This window comes from Acidovorax sp. GW458-11-26-14-TSB4, from assembly GCF_059423865.1.
Window position 1 is genome coordinate 216,604 of record NZ_JBWKYR010000002.1, and the last position, 24,872, is coordinate 241,475.

General features: G+C 67.5%; 22 protein-coding genes and 1 tRNA gene. 15 read left to right on the forward strand and 8 right to left on the reverse strand.

What is annotated here, in order from left to right:
• Positions 1 to 13: 13 nt before the first annotated feature.
• The 4 genes from purH to AC07X5_RS07505 form a co-directional block, all read right to left on the reverse strand.
• Positions 14 to 1,615, reverse strand: coding sequence for a bifunctional phosphoribosylaminoimidazolecarboxamide formyltransferase/IMP cyclohydrolase (gene purH, locus AC07X5_RS07490; RefSeq protein ID WP_494769618.1), 1,602 nt, complete (start codon positions 1,613 to 1,615; stop codon positions 14 to 16).
• 99 nt (positions 1,616 to 1,714) lie between these two features.
• Positions 1,715 to 1,948: a Fis family transcriptional regulator gene (locus tag AC07X5_RS07495; RefSeq protein WP_015015597.1), complete on the reverse strand. Its 234-nt coding sequence runs from the start codon at positions 1,946 to 1,948 to the stop codon at positions 1,715 to 1,717.
• Complete coding sequence (gene dusB, locus AC07X5_RS07500) at positions 1,945 to 3,000, reverse strand: tRNA dihydrouridine synthase DusB (RefSeq protein WP_494769619.1); 1,056 nt, start codon at positions 2,998 to 3,000, stop codon at positions 1,945 to 1,947. Before dusB ends, AC07X5_RS07495 begins: the two co-directional genes overlap by 4 nt.
• 155 nt (positions 3,001 to 3,155) lie before the next feature.
• Positions 3,156 to 3,680, reverse strand: coding sequence for a D-Ala-D-Ala dipeptidase (locus AC07X5_RS07505; protein WP_494769620.1), 525 nt, complete (start codon positions 3,678 to 3,680; stop codon positions 3,156 to 3,158).
• 153 nt (positions 3,681 to 3,833) lie between these two features.
• On the opposite strand from AC07X5_RS07505, the gene AC07X5_RS07510 reads away from it, so the two are divergent.
• Positions 3,834 to 4,304: a YqaA family protein gene (locus tag AC07X5_RS07510; protein ID WP_409959913.1), complete on the forward strand. Its 471-nt coding sequence runs from the start codon at positions 3,834 to 3,836 to the stop codon at positions 4,302 to 4,304.
• On the opposite strand, the gene AC07X5_RS07515 is transcribed toward AC07X5_RS07510, so the two are convergent.
• Together AC07X5_RS07515 and rarD are read right to left on the reverse strand one after the other, a co-directional pair.
• On the reverse strand, positions 4,305 to 5,591 hold the full coding sequence (locus tag AC07X5_RS07515; protein ID WP_494769621.1) for a GGDEF domain-containing protein: 1,287 nt from the start codon (positions 5,589 to 5,591) through the stop codon (positions 4,305 to 4,307). It lies immediately after the preceding gene.
• Between the two features lie 207 nt (positions 5,592 to 5,798).
• Positions 5,799 to 6,692 (reverse strand): EamA family transporter RarD, encoded by an 894-nt coding sequence (gene rarD / locus AC07X5_RS07520; RefSeq protein WP_494769622.1) that lies wholly within the window; start codon positions 6,690 to 6,692, stop codon positions 5,799 to 5,801.
• Between the two features lie 173 nt (positions 6,693 to 6,865).
• Between rarD and AC07X5_RS07525 the strand changes: the two genes are divergently transcribed.
• On the forward strand, positions 6,866 to 7,510 hold the full coding sequence (locus AC07X5_RS07525) for a hypothetical protein (protein WP_494769623.1): 645 nt from the start codon (positions 6,866 to 6,868) through the stop codon (positions 7,508 to 7,510).
• Positions 7,511 to 7,544: 34 nt separating this feature from the next.
• Here AC07X5_RS07525 and ychF read toward each other — a convergent pair whose 3' ends face one another.
• Positions 7,545 to 8,639: a redox-regulated ATPase YchF gene (gene ychF / locus AC07X5_RS07530; protein WP_494769624.1), complete on the reverse strand. Its 1,095-nt coding sequence runs from the start codon at positions 8,637 to 8,639 to the stop codon at positions 7,545 to 7,547.
• A gap of 84 nt (positions 8,640 to 8,723) precedes the next feature.
• Positions 8,724 to 9,593 carry an MOSC domain-containing protein gene (locus AC07X5_RS07535; protein ID WP_494769625.1) on the reverse strand — a complete coding sequence of 290 codons (870 nt, stop codon included), beginning with the start codon at positions 9,591 to 9,593 and terminating at the stop codon, positions 8,724 to 8,726.
• 91 nt (positions 9,594 to 9,684) lie between these two features.
• On the opposite strand from AC07X5_RS07535, the gene AC07X5_RS07540 reads away from it, so the two are divergent.
• The 13 genes from AC07X5_RS07540 (at position 9,685) to AC07X5_RS07600 (ending at position 24,867) form a co-directional block, all read left to right on the forward strand.
• The gene (locus tag AC07X5_RS07540) at positions 9,685 to 10,818 is read left to right on the forward strand and encodes an FAD-dependent monooxygenase (protein ID WP_409959901.1); all 1,134 of its coding nucleotides are present in this window, start codon (positions 9,685 to 9,687) and stop codon (positions 10,816 to 10,818) included.
• Between the two features lie 53 nt (positions 10,819 to 10,871).
• Positions 10,872 to 11,603: a DsbC family protein gene (locus AC07X5_RS07545; RefSeq protein WP_494769626.1), complete on the forward strand. Its 732-nt coding sequence runs from the start codon at positions 10,872 to 10,874 to the stop codon at positions 11,601 to 11,603.
• A gap of 64 nt (positions 11,604 to 11,667) precedes the next feature.
• Entirely contained in the window at positions 11,668 to 13,455 is a 1,788-nt protein-coding gene (locus AC07X5_RS07550) for a M61 family metallopeptidase (protein ID WP_494769627.1), read from the forward strand.
• Between the two features lie 75 nt (positions 13,456 to 13,530).
• The gene (locus tag AC07X5_RS07555; protein WP_184857386.1) at positions 13,531 to 14,310 is read left to right on the forward strand and encodes an enoyl-CoA hydratase; all 780 of its coding nucleotides are present in this window, start codon (positions 13,531 to 13,533) and stop codon (positions 14,308 to 14,310) included.
• 26 nt (positions 14,311 to 14,336) lie between these two features.
• A tRNA-Met gene (locus tag AC07X5_RS07560) sits at positions 14,337 to 14,413 on the forward strand.
• Between the two features lie 165 nt (positions 14,414 to 14,578).
• Positions 14,579 to 15,010, forward strand: coding sequence for a hypothetical protein (locus AC07X5_RS07565; RefSeq protein WP_494769628.1), 432 nt, complete (start codon positions 14,579 to 14,581; stop codon positions 15,008 to 15,010).
• Between the two features lie 101 nt (positions 15,011 to 15,111).
• The gene (gene miaB, locus AC07X5_RS07570) at positions 15,112 to 16,452 is read left to right on the forward strand and encodes a tRNA (N6-isopentenyl adenosine(37)-C2)-methylthiotransferase MiaB (RefSeq protein WP_494769629.1); all 1,341 of its coding nucleotides are present in this window, start codon (positions 15,112 to 15,114) and stop codon (positions 16,450 to 16,452) included.
• Positions 16,453 to 16,468: 16 nt separating this feature from the next.
• Complete coding sequence (locus tag AC07X5_RS07575; protein ID WP_494769630.1) at positions 16,469 to 17,929, forward strand: ATP-binding protein; 1,461 nt, start codon at positions 16,469 to 16,471, stop codon at positions 17,927 to 17,929.
• Positions 17,919 to 18,563, forward strand: coding sequence for a hypothetical protein (locus AC07X5_RS07580; protein WP_494769631.1), 645 nt, complete (start codon positions 17,919 to 17,921; stop codon positions 18,561 to 18,563). The genes AC07X5_RS07575 and AC07X5_RS07580 overlap by 11 nt, the downstream gene beginning before the upstream one ends.
• A 4-nt stretch (positions 18,564 to 18,567) precedes the next feature.
• Positions 18,568 to 20,004: a sigma 54-interacting transcriptional regulator gene (locus tag AC07X5_RS07585; protein ID WP_409954551.1), complete on the forward strand. Its 1,437-nt coding sequence runs from the start codon at positions 18,568 to 18,570 to the stop codon at positions 20,002 to 20,004.
• A gap of 182 nt (positions 20,005 to 20,186) precedes the next feature.
• Positions 20,187 to 21,755, forward strand: a complete 1,569-nt coding sequence (locus AC07X5_RS07590) for a glucan biosynthesis protein G (RefSeq protein WP_494769632.1) — start codon at positions 20,187 to 20,189, stop codon at positions 21,753 to 21,755.
• Positions 21,728 to 23,773, forward strand: coding sequence for a glucans biosynthesis glucosyltransferase MdoH (gene mdoH, locus AC07X5_RS07595; RefSeq protein ID WP_494769633.1), 2,046 nt, complete (start codon positions 21,728 to 21,730; stop codon positions 23,771 to 23,773). The genes AC07X5_RS07590 and mdoH overlap by 28 nt, the downstream gene beginning before the upstream one ends.
• Positions 23,774 to 24,021: 248 nt before the next feature.
• Complete coding sequence (locus tag AC07X5_RS07600; protein WP_494769634.1) at positions 24,022 to 24,867, forward strand: C13 family peptidase; 846 nt, start codon at positions 24,022 to 24,024, stop codon at positions 24,865 to 24,867.
• Positions 24,868 to 24,872: the final 5 nt, after the last annotated feature.

Sequence of the window (24,872 nt, forward strand, 5' to 3'; positions counted from 1 at the left end):
CATCGCCAACGGCTCAATGCCGGAAGTGGCGCACGCCGCTGAAGACCATGGCCACGCCGCGCTCGTCGGCGGCGGCGATGACTTCGTTGTCGCGCATGGAGCCGCCGGGCTGGATCACGCAGGTCGCACCCGCATCGACCACCACGTCCAGGCCGTCGCGGAAGGGGAAGAAGGCGTCGCTCGCCACCACCGTGCCCTGCAGGCTCAGGTTGGCGTGACCGGCCTTGATGCTGGCGATGCGGGCCGAATCGAGGCGGCTCATCTGGCCGGCGCCCACGCCCATGGTCATGCCGCCCTTGCAGAAGACGATGGCGTTGCTCTTGACGTACTTGGCCACCTTCCAGGCGAACAGCAGGTCTTCCATCTCTTCGAGCGTGGGCTGCTTCTTGGTCACGACCTTGAGGTCGGTCAGCGACAGCTCATGGTTGTCGGCGGTCTGCAGCAGCAAGCCCGAGCCGATGCGCTTGGCGTCCATGGCGTTGCGGCCGCGCTGCCAATCGGTGCTGCCGCCATGGGCCGGCAGCGCGATCTTGAGCAGGCGCACATTGGCCTTGGCCTTGAAGACTTCGAGCGCCTCGGCCGTGAAGTCGGGGGCCATCAGCACCTCGACGAACTGCTTGGAGATCTGCTGCGCGGCCTTGCCGTCCACCGGACGGTTGAAGGCGATGATGCCGCCGAAGGCGCTGGTGGGGTCGGTCTGGAAGGCCTTGCTGTAGCTGTCGAGCGCATCCAGGCCCACGGCCACGCCGCAGGGGTTGGCGTGCTTGACGATGACGCAGGCCGGGATTTCGAAGCTCTTGACGCATTCCCACGCGGCATCGGCGTCGGCGATGTTGTTGTACGACAGTTCCTTGCCCTGCAACTGCACGCCGGTGACCAGCGAGCCGGGCGCGGGGTGCAGGTCGCGGTACAGCGCAGCCTGCTGGTGCGCGTTCTCGCCGTAGCGCAGGTCCTGCACCTTGGTGAAGATGCCGTTGCTCTGGCCAGCGAACTGGGCACGCTCAGGCACGTAGGTCTCGGACAGCTTTTCTTCTTCGAAGGTGACGGACGAGAGGTAGTCGCTGATGGCGCCGTCGTACTGCGCGATGCGGTTGAAAGCGGCCACCGACAGCGCGAAACGCAGCTTGTCCGAGAGCTTGCCCGCAGCCTTGAGCTCTTCGAGCACCGCGGGGTACTGCGAGGCGTCGGTCAGCACGCCCACGTCCTTCCAGTTCTTGGCGGCGCTGCGCACCATGGCCGGGCCGCCGATGTCGATGTTCTCGATGGCATCGGCCAGTGTGCAGCCGGCCTTGGCCACGGTGGATTCGAAGGGGTAGAGGTTGACCACCAGCAGGTCGATGGTGTCGATGCCATGCTCCTTGAGCGCCGCCATGTGCTCGGGCAGCTCGCGGCGTGCCAGCAGGCCGCCATGCACCTTGGGGTGCAGGGTCTTGACGCGGCCGTCCAGCATCTCGGGGAACTGCGTGACCTCGGCCACCTCGGTCACGGGCAGGCCTTTGTCGGCCAGCAGCTTGGCCGTGCCGCCGGTGGACAGCAGCTTGATGCCCAGGGCATGCAGAGCCTGGGCAAATTCAACGATGCCGGTTTTGTCGGAGACGGAAAGAAGTGCGTTCATGGCGGGTCGGTAAAGGAGTTTGGAATCGGGTGGGGTGCAGTTGCCGGCAACTGCACCGCGGTAGTGGGGAGCGCAAGCACTGCCCGGCGCAACAGGGCATCAGAGCAGCTTGTGCTCCACCAGCTTCTTGCGCAGGGTGTTGCGGTTCAGTCCCAGCCATTCGGCGGCGCGCGACTGGTTGTTGTCGGCCTGCTGCATCACGACTTCCAGCAGCGGGCGCTCGACCACGCGCACCAGCATGTCGTACATGCCGTCGGGCGTCTCGCCGCCCAGGTCGCGAAAGTAGCCCTGCAGGCTCTCGCGCACGCATTCTTCAATATGTTTCTTGCTCATGCAGCCAATCCCTCTTGTTCTTCGCTGGGGTCTGCGTCGGCCGCCAGTGTGCTCGCGGCGGGAAAGCGGTCCATCTGCTGCGCCAGGGCATCCAGATAGTCCGCCACCGCCTGCCACTGGTCCACGCAGTCCTCTATGGTGTTGATGTGTTGTCGAAAAGCTTCGCCGCCGGGCATGGTGCGCAGGTACCAGGCAATGTGCTTGCGCGCACTGCGCACGCCGGTCAGCTCGCCATACAGGTGGTAGTGGTCCTGCAGGTGGTCGAGCAGCAGGCGCCGCACCTCGGCCACCAGGGGTGGGGCCAGGTGCTCGCCGGTGGCCAGGAAGTGGCCGATCTCGCGGAAGATCCAGGGCCGGCCCTGGGCCGCACGGCCGACCATGATGGCATCGGCCCCGGTGGCGGCCAGCACATCGCGCGCCTTCTCGGGCGAGGTGATGTCACCATTGGCCACCACCGGTACGCGCACCGCGGCCTTCACGGCGGCGATGGTGTCGTACTCGGCATGGCCCTTGTAGCCCTGCTCGCGCGTGCGCCCGTGCACCGTGAGCATCTGTATGCCCACGGCCTCGAACTGGCGCGCCAGCGCCACGGCGTTCTTGTGCTCCTGGCACCAGCCGGTGCGCATCTTGAGCGTGACGGGCACCTTGTGCGGTGCACAGGCCTCGACCACCGCCTGCGCGATGGACACGGCCAGCGCCTCGTCCTGCATCAGGGCAGAACCCGCCCACTTGTTGCACACCTTCTTGGCCGGGCAGCCCATGTTGATGTCGATGATCTGCGCGCCGCGCTCCACGTTGTAGACCGCGGCCTCGGCCATCATCTGCGCATCGGTGCCGGCGATCTGCACGGCAATCGGCCCGGGCTCCCCTTCGTGGTTGGCCCGGCGCGAGGTCTTGAGGCTGTTCCACAGGTCCTTGCGCGAGGTCACCATTTCACTCACGGCATAGCCTGCCCCCAGCGCCTTGCACAGCTGGCGGAACGGCCGGTCGGTGACGCCCGCCATCGGGGCGACGAACAGGCTGTTCGCCAAAGGAATGTGGCCGATCTGCATGAAGGGGATGGGGGTACGCGAATGCCGCGAATGCCGAAAAAGGAGGCAGGATTGTACCTGCTTAAAATTTCAGCAAATGAAATCTGCGCGACTTTTTTGGAGGACTTGTGCTGCAGTGCAACAAGCCCCTTGCCCCCTCCCTTGGGGAAGGCCTGTCAGCGCGCGGCGAGGTCGGTGTCGCCCGCTTGCACAGGCGCACCCCGCTGGGCATAGTGCCACCAGGCATCGGGCAGGTTGTCGAACTGGTGGCGCGCCATCAGGCTGCGCAGCCAGTCGCGGTTGTGGTGCACGTCCGGCGAGAAGTTCTCGGTGGCCGGGGCCACCACACCAGCGGGCGTGCCCATGTCCACCTCGCCGCCATCGGCCAGGGGGCCGCGCACGACCTTGCTGGCGCGCAGGCCATCGACCACGACCACCCGCACTGTCCAGGCGCCGGTCTGTGCATTGCACTGCGCCTTGAGCGCCATGCCCTGGGCACGGAGGCCATCTTCGACGGAGCGCAGGGCAGCCGGCTGCCCCGTGGCGCCACAGCCGCGGTCCTGGACCACGTTGGATGCGCCCGCTGGCTGGGGGACGGCCGCCTGGGGACTCTGCACGCATGCCGCCAGCAAAGCCGCCGCTGCCAGCGACAGCCAGGGGCTGCGGTGGGGGACGTTGGGGGTGCGGTGGATGGTTTGCATGAGGGCCTCCTGCTTGAGCGCTAGCGTCCATGAACGATACGAATCCACCCGGCGATGGGACATGCGCGGATGGCGCACCCCCGTGTAGGACGGAGCCTTTACCCGGCTTTGGGTGCGCAGGCCCCCTCTAAACTCCGGTGCATGGAAATATGGATGCACCAGCTGATGCAATGGCTGGCCTTGCCGCAGTTCGGCCTGAGCACCGTCTTCGTCGTCTCGTTCATCTCGGCGACGCTGCTGCCGCTGGGCTCGGAGCCGGCGGTGTTCGGCCTCATCAAGCTCAACCCACAGATGTACTGGCCGGCCATCCTGGTGGCCACGGTGGGCAATACCCTGGGCGGCGGCGTCAGTTGGTGGATGGGCCTCGGGGCCCACAAGGCCGTGGACAAGGCGCGCGGGCATGCCACCAATGTGCGCGCACTGGCCTGGCTGGAGCGCTTCGGCGCGCGCGCCTGCCTGCTCAGCTGGCTGCCCGTGGTGGGCGACCCGCTGTGCGCGGTGGCCGGCTGGCTCAAGCTGCCGTTCTGGCCCTGCCTGGCCTACATGGCGGTGGGCAAGTTCATGCGCTACCTGGTGATGACCACCGTGCTGCTGCACTTCATGCCGGGGCAGATCGGCGGCTGATCAGGGCGCTGGGGTGCCGAGAAAGTCCTTTTCGGTGCCCACCGGCGTGATGGACGAATCGCCCTTGGAGACGGGCTCTTCCACCACCACCTGGTTGCGCCCTCCTTCCTTGGCCATGTACATGGCGGTGTCGGCGCGCGAGAAGAACTCGAGCACCGACTCGCCCAGGATGTACTGCGTGACGCCGATGGACACCGAGACGCGGCTCTTGAGCGCCCCGGTCCAGGCGTGCGATTCGACGTGCGCGCGGATGCGCTCGCAGGTGTTGAGCGCGGGCAGCAGCGAGGTGCCCGGGAAGATCAGCAGAAACTCCTCGCCGCCATAGCGCCCGAAGATATCGCCCGCGCGCACGTTGTCCTGCGCCACGCGCGAGAAGGTGCGCAGCACCTCGTCGCCGCCCAGGTGGCCGAGCTCGTCGTTGATGCGCTTGAAGTGGTCCAGGTCGATCACCGCCAGGCACAGCGGGATCCCGCTCTCGTCGGCGAGCTGCTTTTGCTCTTCGAGCGCCGCCACCGTGTAGCGCCGGTTGAAGCAGCCCACCAGGGTGTCGCGCTGGGCATCTTCCTGGATGTTGCGGATCTTGCGGCTCGCGCGGTGCAGCACCCGGTGCAGCTTCTGCACCTTGCCGATCAGCAGGATGAAGGCCGGCAGCGCCAGCGCCAGCGCTACCCAGTGCGCCAGCTCCAACCGCAGCAGCGCCTCGTTGCCCTGCTCGGCATGGTGCATGGCGATCACCAGGCCGTAGCCCGCCATCAGCATGCCGGCCAGCGACATCAGCGCCCGCCCCGAGACCCGGTACATGGCATAGGCGACCACGATGAAGGCAAACGGCGCCAGCAGGATCTGCAGGATGGGATCGAGGTAGCAGAGCACCAGAAGGCCTGCGCAGGCCACCATGGCAATGGGCAGCTTGAGCTGCTTTTCCTTGGCGCGGTGGTGCAGCCCCAGCGCAAAAGCCAGGGCAAAGCCCGGCACGCCCACGGCGATCAGCGCCAGGGCGACGAACACGGTGCGTGCCTGCACCAGGTCCATGGCATGAAAGCCCAGCAGGGCCAGAAAATACAGTGCGATCAGGCCGCTGGCCACCCACCAGCGCTGGGCTGCCGCCCGGTCGCGCGGCTGGCCGGAGAGGTCCATTTCCCGTCGCGAGTGGTGGCGCTGCACCGCGGCCTCGTCGCTGGAGTCATCGAACTCCAGGATGGCGTCCGTCAGGGGAAAGGCGTCCGTGTTGGCAAACAGCGGCTTCTTGCGCCCGAAAAGCGTCGAGAAAGGGGAGGTGGCGCCCATGGTGGTCTGTGCACTTGGTTGGAAAAGTTCGATTTTTTCAGTCAATGGACAGCCACCAGAGCCAGGGGCCCCGGCGCACAGACTTGGCGCACGCGCACAGTCTTGGGGGTCCCGATCAAGGGACCCGGTATTTTAGATACAGCCTTTCACAAACACCCCCGTGTTTCCCCGTAGCGGCAGCATCTGCCATGGCTTTTGCGCCACAGTTCAGCGGCCTGGTGCCGCCGCTGGGGTCCCCACGCGCAGTTGCCACCAGCCCTCCAGGCTGTAGACCACCAGCGCCGCCCAGATAAGCACGAAGCCTGCCAGCCGGGACGGCTGCAGGGGCTCATGGAACAGCCAGACACCCAGGGCGAACTGCAGACTCGGCGAGATGTACTGCAGGATGCCCAGCGTGGCCAGGGGCAGCCGGCGCGCACCGGCGGCAAACAACAGCAGCGGGATGGCCGTGAGCGGCCCCGCCAGCGCCAGCCAGCCGATGGCGGCGGCACCGCCCTGGACCAGCACGCCCTGGCCGTGCCAGGCCCACCAGGCCATGGCACCGAAGGCCAGGGGCGCGAGCATCAGCGTCTCCAGCGTCAGACCTTCCAGTGCCCCCAGGGACGCCAGCTTGCGCAGCAGGCCGTAGACCCCGAAAGTGAGCGCCAGCACCAGCGCGATCCACGGCAGTCGGCCCGTCTGCACTGTGAGCCACAGGACCCCTGCGGCCGCCACGGCCACCGCCACCCACTGCCCGCGCCGGGGCCGCTCGTGCAGAAAGAAGAAGCCCATGGCCACGTTGACCAGCGGCAGGATGAAGTAGCCCAGGCTGGCGTCCACCACATGCTGGTTCTGCACCGCCCACACATAGGTCAGCCAATTCGACGAAAGCAGCAGCGCCGACAGCGCAAAGGCCAGCACCACCCGGGGCTGGCGCAGCAGCGCCGGCAGCCAGACCCACTGGCGGCGCAGGCCCAGCACCGCCAGCAGGAACATGAGCGCCCAGGCGGTGCGGTGCACCACCACCTCGAGCGCAGGCACATCGGCCACCTGGCGGAAGTACAGGGGCAGCAGGCCCCAGGCGACATAGGCCAGGCTGGCGTAGAGGATTCCGGTGTTCATGGAGGAGCGGTATGGGATTCAGCTGGCAAGCAGCCATGCTGAAAGGCGGGAAGAGTCCGGCAGTGCCCAGGGTCGCCGTGATCGGACACCGGTGCGCAAGCAGGGCAATTCAAATTATGCTGGCGCAGCGGTAGCCAAAACAGAGCGAGAAGCCGCGCAACGGGGAGGACACCTTGGCACGACAAGCTTACGACAATGCGCGGGCGGAACAATCGCTGCTCGCCGTCGAAAGTTGGCGGTTTTCACGGCTGTTCGGCAAACTGGCCAGCAAGCTGGATGCGGGAGATTCGGGACGCCATCTCAAGCAACTGCGTTATTTCCAGAAAAAGCGCGAGGAGATCCTGGGGTCGAGCGGTCTCACGCTGGTCAATGTGGAAGGGCAGCCTTACGACCCCGGCATGGCGGCATCGGCCTTGAACCTGGGCGATTTCGGGCCCGACGATGTCATGCCCTCCGCCATCTTCATCGACCGGCGGGGCAACACATGCGTGGGCGCCCGCGCCTACAGCAATGCCACGCGCAACCCCGACAACGCAGCCGTGCTGTTCAAGCGGCTCATGGGCACGGGCACGCGCATGCAGTTGCCGGGCTTGCTGGGCTGGCCTCTGTTCTCGGGCTTCCACCGGTACTGCGAGGCCTTTCCCTACGACTTCAGCGAGAAAAAGGCCGCCGAGCGGGAGTCGGGGTTGTCCATTGCCTACATGGGCACCCGCCCCATCGCCGAGGGCATCAGGACCCGGGCCTTCAACCGCCCTCTGGCCCAGAGGGTGAAGCTGGAGATCGTCAGGAGCCGCCTCTCCAGCCTGCAGGCCCAATGAAGCGTCGCCAGGACCCTGCCCTGACAGCAACGCGTCAGACGTTGAAGAGGAAGTTCAGCACGTCGCCGTCCTTGACCACATACTCCTTGCCTTCGGCGCGCATCTTGCCCGCATCCTTGGCGCCCTGCTCGCCCTTGTAGGCGATGTAGTCGTCAAAACCGATGGTCTGGGCTCGGATGAAGCCGCGCTCGAAGTCGCCGTGGATCACGCCGGCCGCCTGGGGCGCCGTGTCGCCGATGTGGATGGTCCAGGCGCGCACTTCCTTCACGCCGGCCGTGAAGTAGGTCTGCAGGCCCAGCAGGCTGAAGCCGGCGCGGATCAGACGGTTCAGGCCGGGTTCTTCGAGGCCCATCTCCTGCAGGAACATGTCGCGGTCTTCGTCGCTCATCTCGGCCATCTCGGCCTCGATCTTGGCGCAGATGGCGACCACGGGCGCGCCCTGGGCGGCAGCGTATTCCTTCAGGCGATCAAGCAGCGGGTTGTTCTCGAAGCCATCTTCGCTCACATTGCCCACGAACATCGCGGGCTTGGCGGTGATCAGGCAGAACTGCTTGAGCAGGGGCGCGTCTTCCTTGCTCACCGTGATGCTGCGCGCGGGCTTGCCTTGGTCGAGTGCGGCCTGGATAGGCGTGAGCAGCGCGACGATCTTGGCCGCCTCCTTGTCGTTGCCCGACTTGGCGGCCTTGCTGTAGCGGTTGAGCGCCTTTTCCACAGTGGCCAGATCGGCCAGGCACAGTTCGGTCTGGATGACCTCGATGTCGGCGATGGGGTCGACCCGGCCGGCCACGTGGATCACGTTGGGGTCTTCGAAGCAGCGCACCACGTTGACGATGGCATCCGTCTCGCGGATGTGGGCCAGGAACTGGTTGCCCAGGCCTTCGCCCTTGGAGGCGCCCGCCACCAGGCCGGCGATGTCCACGAACTCGACGATGGCCGGCACAATGCGCTCGGGCCCGACGATGCCGGCCAGCTTCTGCAGGCGGGGATCGGGCACCTCGACCACGCCGGTGTTGGGCTCGATGGTGCAGAACGGGTAGTTCTCGGCGGCGATGCCGGCCTTGGTCAGCGCGTTGAAGAGGGTGGACTTGCCGACGTTGGGCAGGCCCACGATGCCGCATTGGAGGCTCATGGCAGGGCTTTCTGGAATTCGGGAGACAAACCGCCGATTTTACCGGGCCGCCGATGGCACTCCTTTGCGGGCCGGTTCAAACCCTCAGTCGAAGCGCAGATCCGCTGCCATGCGCTGGCCCACGCGCAGCATGCGGCCGGCCCCTTCCACCACGATGGCATTCATACCGAAGGTGATGGCGCCATCCAGGCGCTTGTCCTGGCGGTAGCCGCGCAGGGCATCGCCCACCTCGGGGCTGCTTTGCGCGGTGGATGGGTCGATGTCGGGGATGGGGCAGCGCGCACAGGGTTTGACGTGCTGCAGGTGCACCTCGCCGTCGGCCGCCTCGATGCGCACCTGGTCCACGCGGTCTTCGTCGTGGGCCTCCACACCGGCGAGCACCACGTTGGGGCGAAAGCGCTCGATACCCACGGGGGCGTGGCCTGCCGCGGCCAGGCGCTCGTTGAGCAGGTCGATGGAGGCCTGGCTGGCCACCAGCACGGGAAAGCCGTCGGCGAACTGGTTCGGGGCTTCCACACCGCCCGTCCAGTCCATGCTGGACAGGCGCTTCACCTCGGGGTCGAAGCGCACCAGGCGGCAGGGCGTTCCCAGGAAGTCGGTGAACCACTGGGCGGCCACGGCGCCCATGTCCCAGGCAGCCACGGTGTCGCGCCAGACCGTCACGGTCATGGGCTGCTCGACCACGTCGATACCCACGTGCAGCGCCAGCATGCCGGGGGCGCGCAGCACCATTTCGTCGCTTTTGAGCTGGGGGCGGATCAGCGCCATGCGCGGCCGCTCGCGCTGGGTGATGAACTGGCCCTTGGGGTCCACGACCATCCAGGCGCGGTCCAGGTCCAGGCCGGTGTCGGTGAGCAGGGCTTCCTGCACCTCGATGCCGGCGCAGGACTTGATGGGGTAGACAAACAGGCGGGCAATGGTGCCCGACAGGTCGGACTCGGTGCTGAAGCTCACGCGCGGCGCTCCTGGAAAAGGGTAGTGCAGGGAAATGTCCGCAATTTTGCACTGCGCCCAGGGCCATGCCCCGGCTTCTACAATGGGCTGCATGGCGCAAACCTTTGATATCTGTATTCGTGGCGCGGGCATCGTGGGCCGCACCCTGGCCCTGCTGCTGGCGCGCGAGCGCCTGCGGGTGGCCCTGGTGGCCGGCCCGGCCCCGGCGACGGGCGGCCACTCCGATGTGCGCGCCTATGCGCTGAACCTGGCCTCGCGCCAGTTGCTCGAAGGCCTGCGCAGCTGGCCCGACACCGCCCATGCCACGGCCGTGCGCTCCATGCAGGTGGCGGGCGACCAGGGCGGCGCGGTGTGCTTCGACGCGCAGGCGCAGGGCGTGGAGGCGCTGGCCTGGATCGTGGACGTGCCGGCCCTGGAAGCCCGGCTGGCCGAGGCCGTGCGCTACCAGCCCCAGGTGGAGACACTCGATGCCCCGGCCGAGGCCACGCTCACGGTGGTCTGCGAGGGCCGCGCCAGCCAGACGCGCGCCGAATTCGGCGTGGATTTCGAAGCCACGCCCTACGACCAGCACGCCATTGCCACCCGCCTGGTGTGCGAGCAGCCGCACGGCCAGGTGGCGCGCCAGTGGTTCTTGCCCGACGGCATCCTGGCTTTTCTGCCCCTGGGCGGGCCCGAGGGGAACTCCGTGGCCGTGGTGTGGTCTGTGCAGAAGGAGCAGGTGCCGGATTTGCTGGCGCTGGCCCCCGAAGAATTCACGCAGCGCCTGGAGGCGGCGAGCCAGCGCACGCTGGGCCGCCTGCAGCTGGCCGGTGAGCGCGCTGCCTGGCCTCTGCAGCAGGCCCGGGCCGACCGCTGGTGCGGCGCCCTGCCGCCCAAGGGCAAGCTGGCGCGCAGCTTTGTGCTGGCCGGCGATGCGGCGCACACCGTGCACCCGCTCGCGGGCCAGGGCCTGAATTTGGGGCTGGCCGATGCCCAGGCATTGGCCGGCTTGCTGCACGGCCGCGATTACTGGCGCAGCGTGGCCGATCTGAAGCTGCTGCGCCGCTACGAGCGCGAGCGCAAGACCGCGCTGCTGCCGATGGGCCTGGCCACCGACGGGCTGCAGCAGCTGTTCGCACGCCAGGAAGGCCCGTGGCAGGCGCTGCGCAACTGGGGCATGAAGGGCTTTGAGCACAGCGGACCGATCAAGCATTTCGTGGCCCGACAGGCCATGGGAATCCACTAACAACCTGGCTACAACCAAGACCACCCCGTCGCATCCAAGCGAACGAGAACACCATGAAACTGATTTCCACCATGCTCGCCGGCACCGCGCTGGCCCTGCTGGGCCTGTCGGCCATGGCCCAGGAAGCGGCCATCCGCAAGACCCTGGCCGAACGCATCCCGCAGATGAAGCAGATCGACGAGATCAGCCCCACGGCCATGCAGGGCCTGTACGAGGTGCGCATCGGCACCGATGTGTTCTACACCGACGCCAAGGGCAACTACCTGATCCAGGGCGAGCTGATCGACACCAAGGCGCGGCGCAACCTGACGGAAGACCGCATCAACAAACTCTCGGCGGTGGACTTCTCGGCCCTGCCGGTCAAGGACGCCTTCACCATCGTGCGCGGCGACGGCAAGCGCAAGGTGGCGGTGTTCGAAGACCCGAACTGCGGCTATTGCAAGCGATTCGAGCGCGACCTGCAGAAGGTGGACAACGTGACGGTGTACCTGTTCCTGTACCCCATCCTGAGCCCCGACTCGGCCGAGAAGTCGCGCAACGTCTGGTGCGCCAAGGACAAGGTGACCGCCTGGCAGGACATGATGGTGCGTGACAAGGCCCCGGCAGCCGCCAGCTGCGACACCACCGCGCTGCAGCGCAACCTGGCGTTCGGCAAGAAGCACAAGATCACCGGCACCCCGACCCTGATCTTTGCCGACGGCATCCGCGTGCCGGGCGCCATCGGCGCGCAGGAGGTGGAAAAGCGCCTGGCGGAAGCCGCTGCCGACACGCCCACAACGAACTGATAGCCCCCTGCGGGCCGGCCCATGCCCCTGAGAAGCCGGCCCCGCGCCACGCAAAGCACCGCCCATGGCCACCCAGCGCACCGAAGACACGAACCACGCATCCGTCCATTACCGCGTCGAGCCGGCCGACCTGAACGCCCGCCTGTTCTCGGTCACCCTCACGGTCGCGGCCCCTGCCGAGCAACAGGAGCTGTCGCTGCCGGTGTGGATCCCCGGCAGCTACCTGGTGCGCGAGTTTTCCAAGAACCTGCAGCAGCTGCAGGCCCGCCAGGGCCGGCGCACGCTGCCCCTGGTCCAGCTGGAAAAGAACCGCTGGCAGGTGGAATGCCGGCCCGGCCATCCCCTGGTGCTGAGCTACCAGGTCTGCGCCTACGACAACTCGGTGCGCACCGCCTGGCTGGATGCGGCACGCGGCTTCTTCAACGGCACTAGCCTGTGCCTGCGCGTGCATGGCCAGGAAGATGGCGAGCACACACTGGAGGTGGCCGCCACGGCCGCCACCGCGCACTGGTCGGTGGCCACCGGCCTCTCCGCACTGGCCACCGACAAGGCGGGCTTTGGCATCTACACCGCCGCGCACTACGACGAACTGGTGGACTGCCCGGTGGAGATGGGCACCTTCTGGAGTGGCCGCTTCACCGCTGGCGGCGTGGCCCACCGCTTCGTGGTGGCGGGGGCGGCGCCCTCGTTCGACGGCAAGCGCCTGCTGGCCGACACGCAGAAGATCTGCGAGACGGCCATGGCCTTCTGGCATGGCGACAAGGGCAAGGCCCCGTTCAAGAGCTACCTGTTCATGCTCAACGCCGTGGGCGACAGCTACGGCGGGCTGGAGCACATCAACTCCACCGCACTCATCTGCGGCCGCCGCGACCTGCCGCGCCAGGGCGAGGCGCGCGCCAGCGATGGCTACACCACCTTGCTGGGGCTGATCAGCCACGAGTATTTCCACACCTGGAACGTCAAGCGCCTGCGCCCCGCCGAGCTGGCCCGCTACGACTACAGCCAGGAGAACTACACCAACCTGCTGTGGTTCTTCGAAGGCTTCACGAGCTATTACGACGACCTGCTGCTGCGCCGCGCGGGCCTGATCGACGACGCCGCCTACCTGCGCCTGATCACCAAGACCATCAACCAGGTGCTGCAGACCCCCGGGCGCCATGTGCAGAGCGTGGCCCAGGCCAGTTTCGACGCCTGGGTCAAGTACTACCGCCAGGACGAGAACACCCCCAACTCCACGGTGAGCTACTACACCAAGGGCTCGCTCGTGGGCCTGTGCCTGGACCTGGCGCTGCGCCACCATTCCAAGGCGACGCTGGACGACGTGATGCGCGCGCTGTGGAAGCGCACCGAAGGCGGCCCCATGTCGGAATCCGACCTGCGCGAGGTGCTGCGCGAGCTGGCACACCGCCCGTTCGACGAAGAGATCGAGGCCTGGGTGCACGGCACGGACGAGCTGCCCCTGGCCGACCTGCTGGCCGCGCACGGCGTGCTGCTCAAGGCCGAGCGCCCGCAGCTGGCCCAGCGCCTGGGCATGCGGGTTGCGGAGAACCACAGCGTGCAGGTCAAGACCGTGCTGCGCGGCGGTGCCGCCGAGAAGGCCGGGCTCGCGGCCGGCGACGAATGGCTGGGCGTGCTGGTGGACGGCCAGGGCTGGCGCGTGCAGAAGCTCGACGACGTAGCCTTCTATGCCGGCACCGAGCACAAGCTGGTGGCCGTGGTGGCGCGCGACGGCCGCCTGCTGCAGCTGCCCCTGGTGCTGCCGCCCGATGCGGGTGAGCGCAAGGGTGGCCAGCCGGACACCGTGAGCCTGTCCATCACCAACAGCGGCTCCGTGGGCCGGTGGCTGGGTTGATGGTGGCACCCGGCACGTTCACCGGCGCTTGGGTATAGTCGTCCACCGAGACAAAAACCCAGGAGATTGGATCCCATGGCCTACGAAACCATCGAAGTGCGCACCGAAGCCGAGAAGGTCGGCATCGTCACGCTGAACCGCCCCAAGCAGCTCAATGCCCTCAACGACCAGCTGATGAACGAGCTGGGCGAAGCACTCAAGGCCTTCGACGCCGACGAGAAGATCGGCTGCATCATCGTGACCGGCAGCGAACGTGCCTTTGCCGCTGGCGCCGACATCGGCGCCATGGCCAAGTACAGCTTTGCCGACACCTACAAGGGCGACTACATCACGCGCAACTGGGAGACCATCCGCGCCATCCGCAAGCCCGTGATCGCCGCCGTGAGCGGCTTCGCCCTGGGCGGCGGCTGCGAGCTGGCGATGATGTGCGACTTCATCATCGCGGCCGACAACGCCAAGTTCGGCCAGCCCGAGATCAAGCTCGGCGTGATCCCCGGCGCCGGCGGCACGCAGCGCCTGCCGCGTGCCGTGGGCAAGTCCAAGGCCATGGACATGGCCCTCACGGGCCGCATGATGGACGCCACCGAGGCCGAGCGCGCCGGCTTGGTGAGCCGCGTCGTGCCCTACGACAAGCTGGCCGAGGAGGCCCTGGGCGCGGCCCTCATCATCGCGGGCTTCTCACAGATCGCCGTGATGGCCGCCAAGGAATCGGTGAACCGCGCCTTCGAAGGCAGCCTGTCGGACGGCGTGATGTTCGAGCGCCGACTGTTCCACGCCCTGTTCTCCACCCAGGACCAGAAGGAAGGCATGGACGCCTTCGTGAACAAGCGCGCAGCGAACTTTACACACCAATGATTTTTGTTCTATAATTTCAGTCTTGCGGTGGTATAGCTCAGTTGGTTAGAGCGCAGCATTCATAATGCTGATGTCGGTGGTTCAAGTCCACCTACCACCACCAAACTCGAAAACCCGCTGCGCCCAGGCACAGCGGGTTTTTTCTTGGCACGGGCGTTGTTTCGATGCACGCTGTGCACGGTAAGCGCTTGTTCCAAAAGGCCTTTGCCCATGCATCGGCCCGTAAAATTGTGCTCCCACCCTGTCCTACAGCCTCTGGATACACACCATGAAACGCTGCACCCCTGCCCTGACTTCCAAAACCAGCCGAGCCCTGGCCATTGCCGGCCTGGCTGCCCTGCTGTGCGCTGCCGCCCCGGCGCAGGCCCAACAGGTGCCCGGCGGCATGGGTGAAATGCGCAACTTCCCAGACGCCTCGCTGCGCGGCAACCTGACCGTGCTGGCCGGTTCGCAGGCCACCCTCAATGGCAACCCCATCCGCATGGCGCCAGGCATGCGCCTGTTCTCGCCACAGAACACGCTGGTCATGCTGCACACGGTGCAGGGCCAGACCTTCAAGGTGAACTACCTGGTCGAAAACAGCACGGGCATGCTGCTGTCCGCCTGGATCCTGACCGAGGGCGAGGCCGCCCAGGCCCGCAAGGGCTCGGACACCATCCAGTTCAACTTCCGCACCGAGTCGGATCCGGTCAAGAAATAAGCCCGGTACTGGCGGGACGCGCTCAGCCGTCCCGCCCGTCCACCTCTGCGGACGCCCCACGCGTGCCGCCGCATCCCCATTCGGACACGAGATTGACTGCCATGGCCAAAAAAGTCTTCATCAAAACCTTCGGCTGCCAGATGAACGAGTACGACTCGGACAAGATGGCCGACGTGCTCCATGCCGCCCAGGGCTACGAGCCCACGCAGAACGCGGAAGAAGCCGACCTGATCCTGTTCAACACCTGCTCGGTGCGCGAGAAGGCGCAGGAGAAGGTGTTCAGCGATCTGGGCCGCTTCAAGCACCTGAAGGCGCGCGGCGTGAAGATCGGCGTGGGCGGCTGCGTGGCCAGCCAGGAGGGCGCCGAGATCATCAAGCGCGCGCCCTACGTGGACGTGGTGTTCGGCCCCCAGACCCTGCACCGCCTGCCCGAATTGCTGAACCAGCGCGAGCGGCTGGACCGCCCACAGGTGGACATCAGCTTCCCCGAGATCGAGAAGTTCGACCACCTGCCCCCGGCACGGGTGGAGGGCGCGAGCGCCTTCGTCTCCATCATGGAAGGCTGCAGCAAGTACTGCAGCTACTGCGTGGTGCCCTACACCCGCGGCGAGGAAGTGAGCCGCCCCTTCGACGACGTGCTGGTCGAAGTAGCAGGCCTGGCCGACCAGGGCGTGAAAGAGATCACGCTGCTGGGCCAAAACGTAAACGCCTACCTGGGCAAGATGGGCGGCACGGCCGAGATCGCCGACTTCGCGCTGCTGCTCGAATACGTGGCCGAGATCCCCGGCATCGAGCGCATCCGCTACACCACCAGCCACCCCAACGAGTTCACGCCGCGCCTGATCGCGGCCTACGCCAGCATTCCCAAGCTGGTCAACCACCTGCACCTGCCGGTGCAGCACGGCAGCGACCGCATCCTGATGGCCATGAAGCGCGGCTACACGGCCATGGAATACAAGAGCACGGTGCGCAAACTGCGCGCCATCCGCCCCGACCTGGCCATGAGCAGCGACTTTATCGTCGGCTTCCCCGGCGAGACCGAGGACGACTTCAACAAGATGATGAAGCTGATCGACGACATCCACTTCGACAACAGCTTCAGCTTCATCTTCAGCCCGCGCCCCGGCACGCCCGCCGCCGGCCTGCACGACGACACGCCGCACGACGTGAAACTGCGCCGCCTGCAGCACCTGCAGTCGGTCATCAACGCCAACATCAAGTCCATCAGCGAAAGCCGCGTGGGCACGGTGCAGCGCATCCTGGTGGAAGGCGCCTCCAAGCGCGACGCCACCGAGCTCATGGGCCGCACCGAGTGCAACCGCGTGGTCAACTTCGTGGGCCAGCCGCGCCTGGTGGGTCAGATGGTGGACGTGGCCATCACCGAGGCCAAGGCCTACACCCTGCGCGGCAAGGTTGTGACCCACGAAACCCTCACGGCCTGAGGCCACGGCAGCCTTGATGGCAGACACCAGCACAGCCCCCGCAGCCGCCCCTGGCAGGAACCGGCTGCACGGGCTGTCGTTCCAGCAACTGCTGTTGCTGGCCTTTTTGCTGATCGCCGGGCTGCTGGGCGCCAGTTCGCTGGGGGCCCTGTACTCGCTGGAGCAGCTCATGGTGCAAAGCCGCGAGGGCGCCGTGCAGGCTACACGCCTTAGCGCTGCGGCCCAGGCCCTGGGCCAGCGCGGGCAGATCATGGAGCGGGCCGCGCGCCAGTCGCTGGTGCTGGGCGATGCGCAGTTGCGCAAGGGCTTCGACGACATCGCGCGCGAGGCTCAGCAGACCCTGCAGCAGTTGCAGGACGGCGGCCTGGCCGCCAAGCATGTGGCGCAGTGGCGCGCCCACCTGGCCACCGTGCAATCGCTGATGGCGGTGCCGGCCGCCGTGTCGCTGGAGAACGAGCGCGCCGTGGCCGAGGAGTTCGTGGCGCTGGACACACTGAACAATGCCATCGTGCAGGCCGTGCAGGAACTCAATGCCGGGCGCAACAGCTCCCTGCAGGCCAAGGTCGATGCCAGCCGCCGCGAGGTCACGCACCAGGTGGTGGGCGTGATCGTGCTGGCGCTGGTGCTGGCCCTGTCCTTCGGCATCTGGCTGGCGCGCCCGTTCAAGCGGCTCGAAGGCGCGATCCGCCTGCTGGGCGAGAACGACCTGGAGCAGCCCATCCAGATCAGCGGCCCGGCCGACGTTCGGCGCGTGGGCCTGCAGCTCGAATGGCTGCGCCTGCGCCTTTTGGAACTCGACTCGGACAAGGCGCGCTTTTTGCGCCATGTGTCGCACGAATTGAAGACGCCCCTGGCCTCCATGCGCGAAGGCGTGGCCCTGCTGCAGGACGGCGTGACCGGCGAACTCAATCCCGGGCAGCAGGAAGTCGCGCAGATCCTGCACCACAACACCCTGGTGCTGCAAAACGAGATCGAGGCGCTGCTGCGCTTCAACGCCGCCGCCTTCGAGGCCCGGCAGCTGCACCGCCGCGACACCGACCTGATCGCGCTGCTGGAGGCCCAGGTCGAATCCCAGCGCCTGCAGTGGCAGGCCCGTGGCCTGCAGGTGCGGGTGGAGGGAGCGCCGGTGTCGCTGGCCCTCGATGGCGACAAGATCGCCTCGGCCATCGGCAACCTGCTGTCCAATGCCATCCGCTTCTCGCCCAAGCAGGGCACGGTGCGGTTGGCCGTGTCCCGGGTGCCGGGGCGGGTGCGCATCGACGTCACCGACCAGGGCCCGGGCGTGGCACCAGCCGACCGGGCCCATGTCTTCGAGCCCTTCTACCGCGGTGCACGCCAGCCCGAAGATGCCGTGCGCGGCACCGGGGTGGGCCTGTCCATCGTCCAGGAATACATCGGCGCCCACGGGGGCCGGGTGGAACTGGTGGAAGATGGCGACCGTTCCTTCTTTCGCATCGAATTGCCCCATGCCTCCTAGCCCGTCACCCACCCGCGCAACCTGGCGCCAGATCGGCACGCTGGTGCTGGCGCCGGCCGCGCTACTGGCCGGCTGCACCAGCCCCGCGCCGCCGCGTTCGCCACCCGCCCCGGTGGCCGTGGTGGTGCCCGCGCCGCTGCCTGCGGCACCTCCCGCCGAGCCCGCACCGCAGCCCGCTGCGCCGGCCGCGCCCCCCGCGCCCGAGGTATCGCAGGTGGGCCTGGCGCTGGCCTATGCCGAGCGCGTGCAGCGCATGCCGCCGGCCGAGCTCACGCGCGAGATCGCGCGCCTGGGCGAGGCCGAGGACACCCTGGCCGCCAACCCGTTGAACCTGGCGCTGGCCCTGGCGCAGACGCGCCAGCCCGTGGATACGGCGCGCGCCCTGGCGCTGGTGCAGCGCCTGCTGGGGAACAGCGATGCGACCGCCCAGCCCCTGCACCCCCTGGCCCGACTGCTGGAAGGCCGATTGCTGCAGCAGCGCCGGCTGGAGGAACAACTGGAGCGCCAGGCGCAACAGTTGCGCGACGCCCAGCGCCGCACCGACCAGCTCAACGAGCGCCTGGAAGCGGTGCGCGCCATCGAGCGCAGCATGACCGCCCGGCCACCGGCCCCGGCCGCCAGCGAGGCCCGCTGAAACCATGCCCACCTCGAACAAACCATCCTCCGGCGCTTCTGCCACGGCACAGCAGCGCATCCTGGTGGTCGATGACGACGCCGACATGCTGCGCCTGCTCTCGCTGCGCCTGAAGGGCGCGGGCTACGAGGTGATTGCCGTCGGCTCGGCCGAAGCCGCGCTGGCCCAGCTCGAGATGGCGCGGCCGCAGCTGGTGCTCAGCGACGTGCGCCTGCCCGGCAAGGACGGGCTGGCCCTGTTCGACGAGGTGCGCGAGCGCCACCCCTCGCTGCCCGTGATTTTGCTGACCGCACACGGCACCATTCCGGATGCGGTGGAGGCCACCTCGCGCGGCGTGTTCACCTACCTGACCAAGCCCTACGACGGCAAGGACTTGCTCCAGAAGATCGGTGAGGCCCTGGCGCTGAGTGCCCCCGTCGTGGCCCAGGCCCATGCCAACGAGGCCTGGCGCGCCGAGATCGTGAGCCGCTCCAACCGCATGACCGAGTTGCTGGCCGAGGCCTACATGGTCGCCCAGTCGGACGCCAGCGTGCTGCTGCTGGGCGACAGCGGCGCCGGCAAGGAGCTGCTGGCCCAGGCCATCCACCGCGCCAGCCCGCGCGCCGCCCGGCCCTTCGTGGCGGTCAACTGCGGGGCCATCCCCGAGGCGCTGCTCGAATCCGAGCTGTTCGGCCACGTCAAGGGCGCGTTCACCGATGCGACCAGCAACCACAAGGGCCTGTTCCAGGCGGCCGAAGGCGGCACCCTGCTGCTCGACGAGATCGGCGACATGCCGCCGGCCCTGCAGGTCAAGCTCTTGCGCGTGCTGCAGGAGCGGGCCGTGCGCCCCGTGGGGTCGAGCCAGTCCACGCCCATCAACGTGCGCATCATCTCGGCCACGCACCGCGACCTGGAGGCCGCCATGGCCACGGCCCAGTTCCGCGAGGACCTGTACTACCGGCTCAACGTGGTGACGCTGGCCCTGCCCACGCTGGCCGAACGGCGCGAGGACATCCCCCTGCTGGCCAACCACTTCCTGGACCGGCTGGCGCGCAAGTACGACAAGCGCCTGTCGGGCTTTGCACCCGAGGCGCTCAAGGCCCTGACCACCGCCGCCTGGCCCGGCAACGTGCGCCAGCTGTTCAACGTGGTCGAGCAGGTGTGCGCGCTGTCCACCACGCCGCTGGTGCCACTGACCCTGGTGCAGCGTGCACTGCGCATTCCCTCGGCCCAGGTGCTGAGCTTTGCCGATGCACGCCAGCGCTTCGAGCGCGAGTACCTGGTGGGCCTGCTCAAGATGACCGACGGCAACGTGGCCGACGCCGCACGCCTGGCGCAGCGCAACCGCACGGAGTTCTACCGCCTGCTGCAAAAGCACGCGCTGACGCCCGGGCACTTCAAGAGCGATGCAGGTCCAGACGAGGGGCTGGGCGACGACGTCGCCGATGAGCGACAGGAGTAAGTCGTTGATTTCAAAGGAATTGGCCACCGCCGGCCAATCCCTTGTCGCCATCCGGCGACAAAAACCGGGGTTTTCAGGCTGTTTTGCTGCACCGCACATCTGCTTACAGGCCGAATCGCGCCTAAGCCATTGATATACAAGCGTTTTTTCAAGCTGGCACAGGGTTTGCCCTATATGCTGGCATGTACGCTGAATTTCCTTCCCTTTCACGCACCCTGCGCCGCAGTTCTACTGCCGCGCTGGCGCTGTCAGCCTCGCTGGTGGCGGGCGTGGCGCAAGCGCAGGCGTTCGACTTCGAGAGCCTGACGAAGCTGGCGCGCGAGCGCGCCGAGAAGCCCTTTGTTGCTGCCAGCGACAAGCTGCCGGCCGACCTCGCCAAACTGGACTACGACCAGGTGCGCGATATCCGCTACAAGCCCGAGCGCGCGCTGTGGCGCGCCGAGAAGCTGCCCTTCGAGGCGATGTTCTTCCATCTGGGCCTGTACCAGACCCAGCCGGTGCGCATCCACGAGATCACCGCCACCGGCACGCGTGACATCACCTACAGCCGCGCCGACTTCGACTACGGCAAGAACACCGTGCAGCCCCAGGCCTGGGGCGACCTGGGCTTTGCGGGCTTTCGCATACACAACCACCTCAATTCGCCCGAGTACAAGGACGAGCTGGCCGTGTTCCAGGGCGCAAGCTACTTCCGCGCGCTCGGCGCGGGCCAGCAGTATGGCCTGTCGGCACGCGGCATGGCCATCGACACCGTGGGCGGCACGGGTGAGGAGTTCCCGCGTTTCACCGACTTCTGGCTCGTGAAGCCCGACGCCAAGGCCGCCCAGGTCACCGTGTTCGCGCTGCTCGATTCGCCGCGTGCCACCGGGGCTTACCGCTTCGACATCCGCCCCGGCGCACAGACAGTGACCACCGTGCGGGCCCGGGTTTTCGTGCGCGGCAATGCGGCCAAGCCCATCGGCACGCTGGGCGTGGCCCCGCTGACCAGCATGTTCTTCTTTGGCGAGAACCAGCCGCGCAAGCAGGACTTCCGCCCCGAGGTGCACGACTCCGACGGCCTGATGGTCGCCACCGGTGAAGGCGAATGGCTGTGGCGCCCGCTGCAGAACCCGGGCAACACCCTGGTGACCTCGTTCGCGACCACCAACCCCAAGGGCTTCGGCCTGATGCAGCGCGACCGCCAGTGGGCCAGCTACGAGGACGTGGAAGCCCGCTACGAACGTCGCCCGAGCGCTTGGGTGCGTCCCCTGCACGACTGGGGCCCGGGCCGCGTGGAGTTGGTGCAGAACAACACGCCTGATGAAACGCACGACAACATCGTCGCCTACTGGGTGCCCGCCAAGCTGCCTGCGCCCGGCACGCCGATGGAGTTTGCGTACGAGCTGGCCTGGCAGGGTGACGAGCAGCAGCGCCCACCGGGCAGCTGGGTCACGCAGTCGCGCCGCGGCATGGGCTTTACCAAGCAGAGCGCCGAGGTGCTGCGCCGCCAGGTGCAGTACGTGGTCGATTTCAACGGCCCGGCCCTCGCGGCCCTGCCGGCCGATGCCACCGTGAAGGCCGTGGTCACGGCCGATGCCAACGGAAAGATTCTCGAAAACGCGGCCTACCGCAACCCTGCCACCGGGCAGTGGCGCATGACCGTGCGCGTGCAGCGCCAGCAGACCGATCGCCCGATCGAGCTGCGCGCCTTCCTTCAACACGACAACAACGCTGTGAGCGAAACATGGACGCACATCATTCTTCCCGAGTAAGCCTGTCGGAAGCCCAGGCTTCCCAAGACAACGGTGCCGTCGTGGTGGCGCTGCATGGCGCCAGCCGCAAGCCCCGCAGTCCGCTGCGCGAGGAGCGGCACCCCAACTCCGTGACGGCACCGCCGCTCAACCGCGGCTCCATGCCGCCGCTGCCCTGGCGCGGCTTCTGGAACAGCATCGGCACCGCCGTGCTGTCGCGCCTGACCGGCCGGGGCGGCCAGGGCCCGGCGGCACCCGCGCAGGCCGAGGCCTGGCAAGGCGCGGCCCAGCGCCGCCGCTGGACCTTCGCGCTGCTGACGGTGCTCTCCACCACGCTGGCCACCACGCTGTTCGCCGGCGTGCAGCCCGACTACGACAACGCCTGGCTGGGCTATGGCCAGATGGCGCTGTTCGCCCTGCTCTCGGCCTGGGTCGTCACCGGCTTCATGACCGGGATGATGGGTTTCTGGGTCATGGTGCGCGGCGACAGGCATGCGCTGTCGGCGAAAAGCGTGGCCTCGCACACGCTGGCGCCCGATGCGCGCACGGCCATCATCATGCCGATCTGCAACGAGGATGTGGCCACCGTGTTCGCAGGGCTGCGTGCCACCTGCGAGTCGGTGGCCGCCACGGGCCACGGCACGACCTTCGACGTGTTCGTGCTGTCCGACAGCTACGACCCCGAGATCGCCAAGGCCGAGCGTGCCGCGTGGGAAGACCTGCGCACCGCGCTGGCCGAGCATGCCCAGCAGCCCCAGGTTCAGGTGTACTACCGCCTGCGCACGCGCCGCAGCCACCGCAAGGCCGGCAATGTGGCCGACTTCTGCCGCCGCTGGGGCAAGGACTACCGCTACATGGTGGTGCTCGATGCCGACAGCGTGATGAGCGGCGACTGCATCGTCTCCATGGCCAAGCTGATGGAGGCCAACCCCAGCGCCGGCATCATCCAGACCGCGACGCAGGCCATCGGCCACGTCACGCTGCACGCACGCGCACAGCAGTTCGCCTCGCGCGTCACCGGCCGCCTGTTCACGCTGGGCATGCAGTACTGGCAGCTGGGCGAGTCGCACTACTGGGGCCACAACGCCATCATCCGGATGGAGCCGTTCATGCAGCACTGCGCGCTGGCGCCCATCCCGGGCAAGGGCGGCATGTCGGGCGGCATCATGTCGCACGACTTCGTCGAGGCCGCTCTGATGCGCCGCGCCGGCTACCACGTGTGGCTGGTGTCCGACCTGGTCGGCAGCTACGAGCAGCAGCCGCCGGACCTGTTGGCCGAGCTGCAGCGCGACCGCCGCTGGTGCCAGGGCAACCTGCAGAACGCCCGCCTGATGGCCGAGCCCGGCATCCATGCGGTGCACCGCTCGATGTTCGTGACTGGCGCCATGGCCTACCTGTCGGCCCCGCTGTGGCTGGCTTTTCTGACGCTGGGCACGGCACTGTGGCTGTCGGGCGCACCGGTGGTGGCCAACTGGCACATCCTGCCGGCCGAGCTGCTGGGCCTGTGGGGCTGGACGGTGTCCATGCTGTTCCTGCCGCGCATCCTGGGTGTGACCGCCGTGTTCATGCGCAAGGAGCAGGCGCAGTACGGCGGTGGCTGGAGCCTCGTCAAGAGCGCCATGGCCGAAAGCGTGCTGGCCATCCTGCAGGCGCCCGTGCGCATGCTGGCCCACTCGCTGTTCGTGCTGCTGGCCATCACCGGCCTGGAGCTGCAGTGGAAGTCGCCGCCCCGCGAAGCGAATGCCGTTCCCTGGGGCCAGGCCACGCGCCAGCTGGCCCCGATGACGGCCGTGATCGCACTGCTGGCCCTGGGCGTGGCCTTCGTCGACGGCAGCGCCCTGCTGTGGCTCATGCCCGTGGGCCTGCCACTGGCACTGGCCATTCCACTGGCGGTGCTGACCAGCCAGATCGCCCTGGGCAAGACCTTGCGCGCCCAGCGCCTGCTGCTGATCCCCGAGGAGTCGTGGTCGCCCCCGGTACTGCGCCGCGCCTGGCTGCATGCCAGCCGCCTGTCACAGCCCGCGCTGCGCGCCGCATGATGAAACTGTGAAAAAAGCCACAGAAACACGAAGCCGGTGCATGCACCGGCTTTTTGTTTTTTGCTACCAATTGGAGAGCATTCAAGGCTTTCAGTGAAAGGATGACAACGGAACCAGAGCTTCCGTCAGTCACCCAAAAAGGCGGTGGACACGCCATGGCGCTCCCGTAGGATACGCACGCTTCGGAAACCCGCCGCGCCTGGCGCTGCGGTTTCATCCCTGTCTGCTTTCCTGTGGAACTCTTGTCCATGCCATCGCTCATGAATCCCGGCGCCGCCACGCGGCGCTTCTTCCACGCCAGTGCCATCGCATTGGCCCTGGCCGCCGCGGGCTGCGCTGCCCCCCCTGCGCCGGTGGCAGAGACCCCGCCCCCCGCGCCCCAGGCCGCCCCTGAGCCGCCACCTCCGGCCGAGCCGCCGGGCCGCATCATCTTTGCCGGCTTTGCGATGCACTCACAGTCCAAGGCCTTTCGCAACGACGTGCTGCTGGCCGAGAAGCTGGTCAGCGGGATCGACCCCAATGCTCTGATGCTCAAGCTGGCCAACCCGGCCAAGGACCAGAGCGCCGACTGGCCCCAGGCCACGGCCGAGAACTTTGCGCTGGTGATGGCCAAGACGGCCGAGGTGGCGCGCCCGCGCGACCGTGTGCTGCTGTTCATCTCCACCCACGCCAACCCCGGCCTGCTCAACATCAACGCCGGCGGCAAGAACCAGCAACCCATCACACCGCGGATCCTCAGCGATGCCCTGGCCCCCCTGGCCAAGGTGCCCACGCTGGTGGTGCTGTCCGCCTGCTACAGCGGCGCCTTCATCGAGCCGCTGAAGGCGCCGAACCGGGTGGTGCTGACCGCTACCGATGTGCGCGGCACCTCGTTCCGCTGCCAGTACACCGGCAACAACACCCCGTTCGCCGAAGCCCTGTTCGGCCAGGAGGGGGCCGAGAAGCTGTCGGTCACCGACTGGATGGGCGAAGCCCAGAAATCCATCGCCGCGCAGGAAAAGCGCCGCAAGCTGCCGGCCTCCAAGCCCCAGGTCTTCGTCGGTGACGAAGCCAAGGCCTGGGCCGGCCAGCCGCTCAAGGACTGGCTGCAGTAAACACC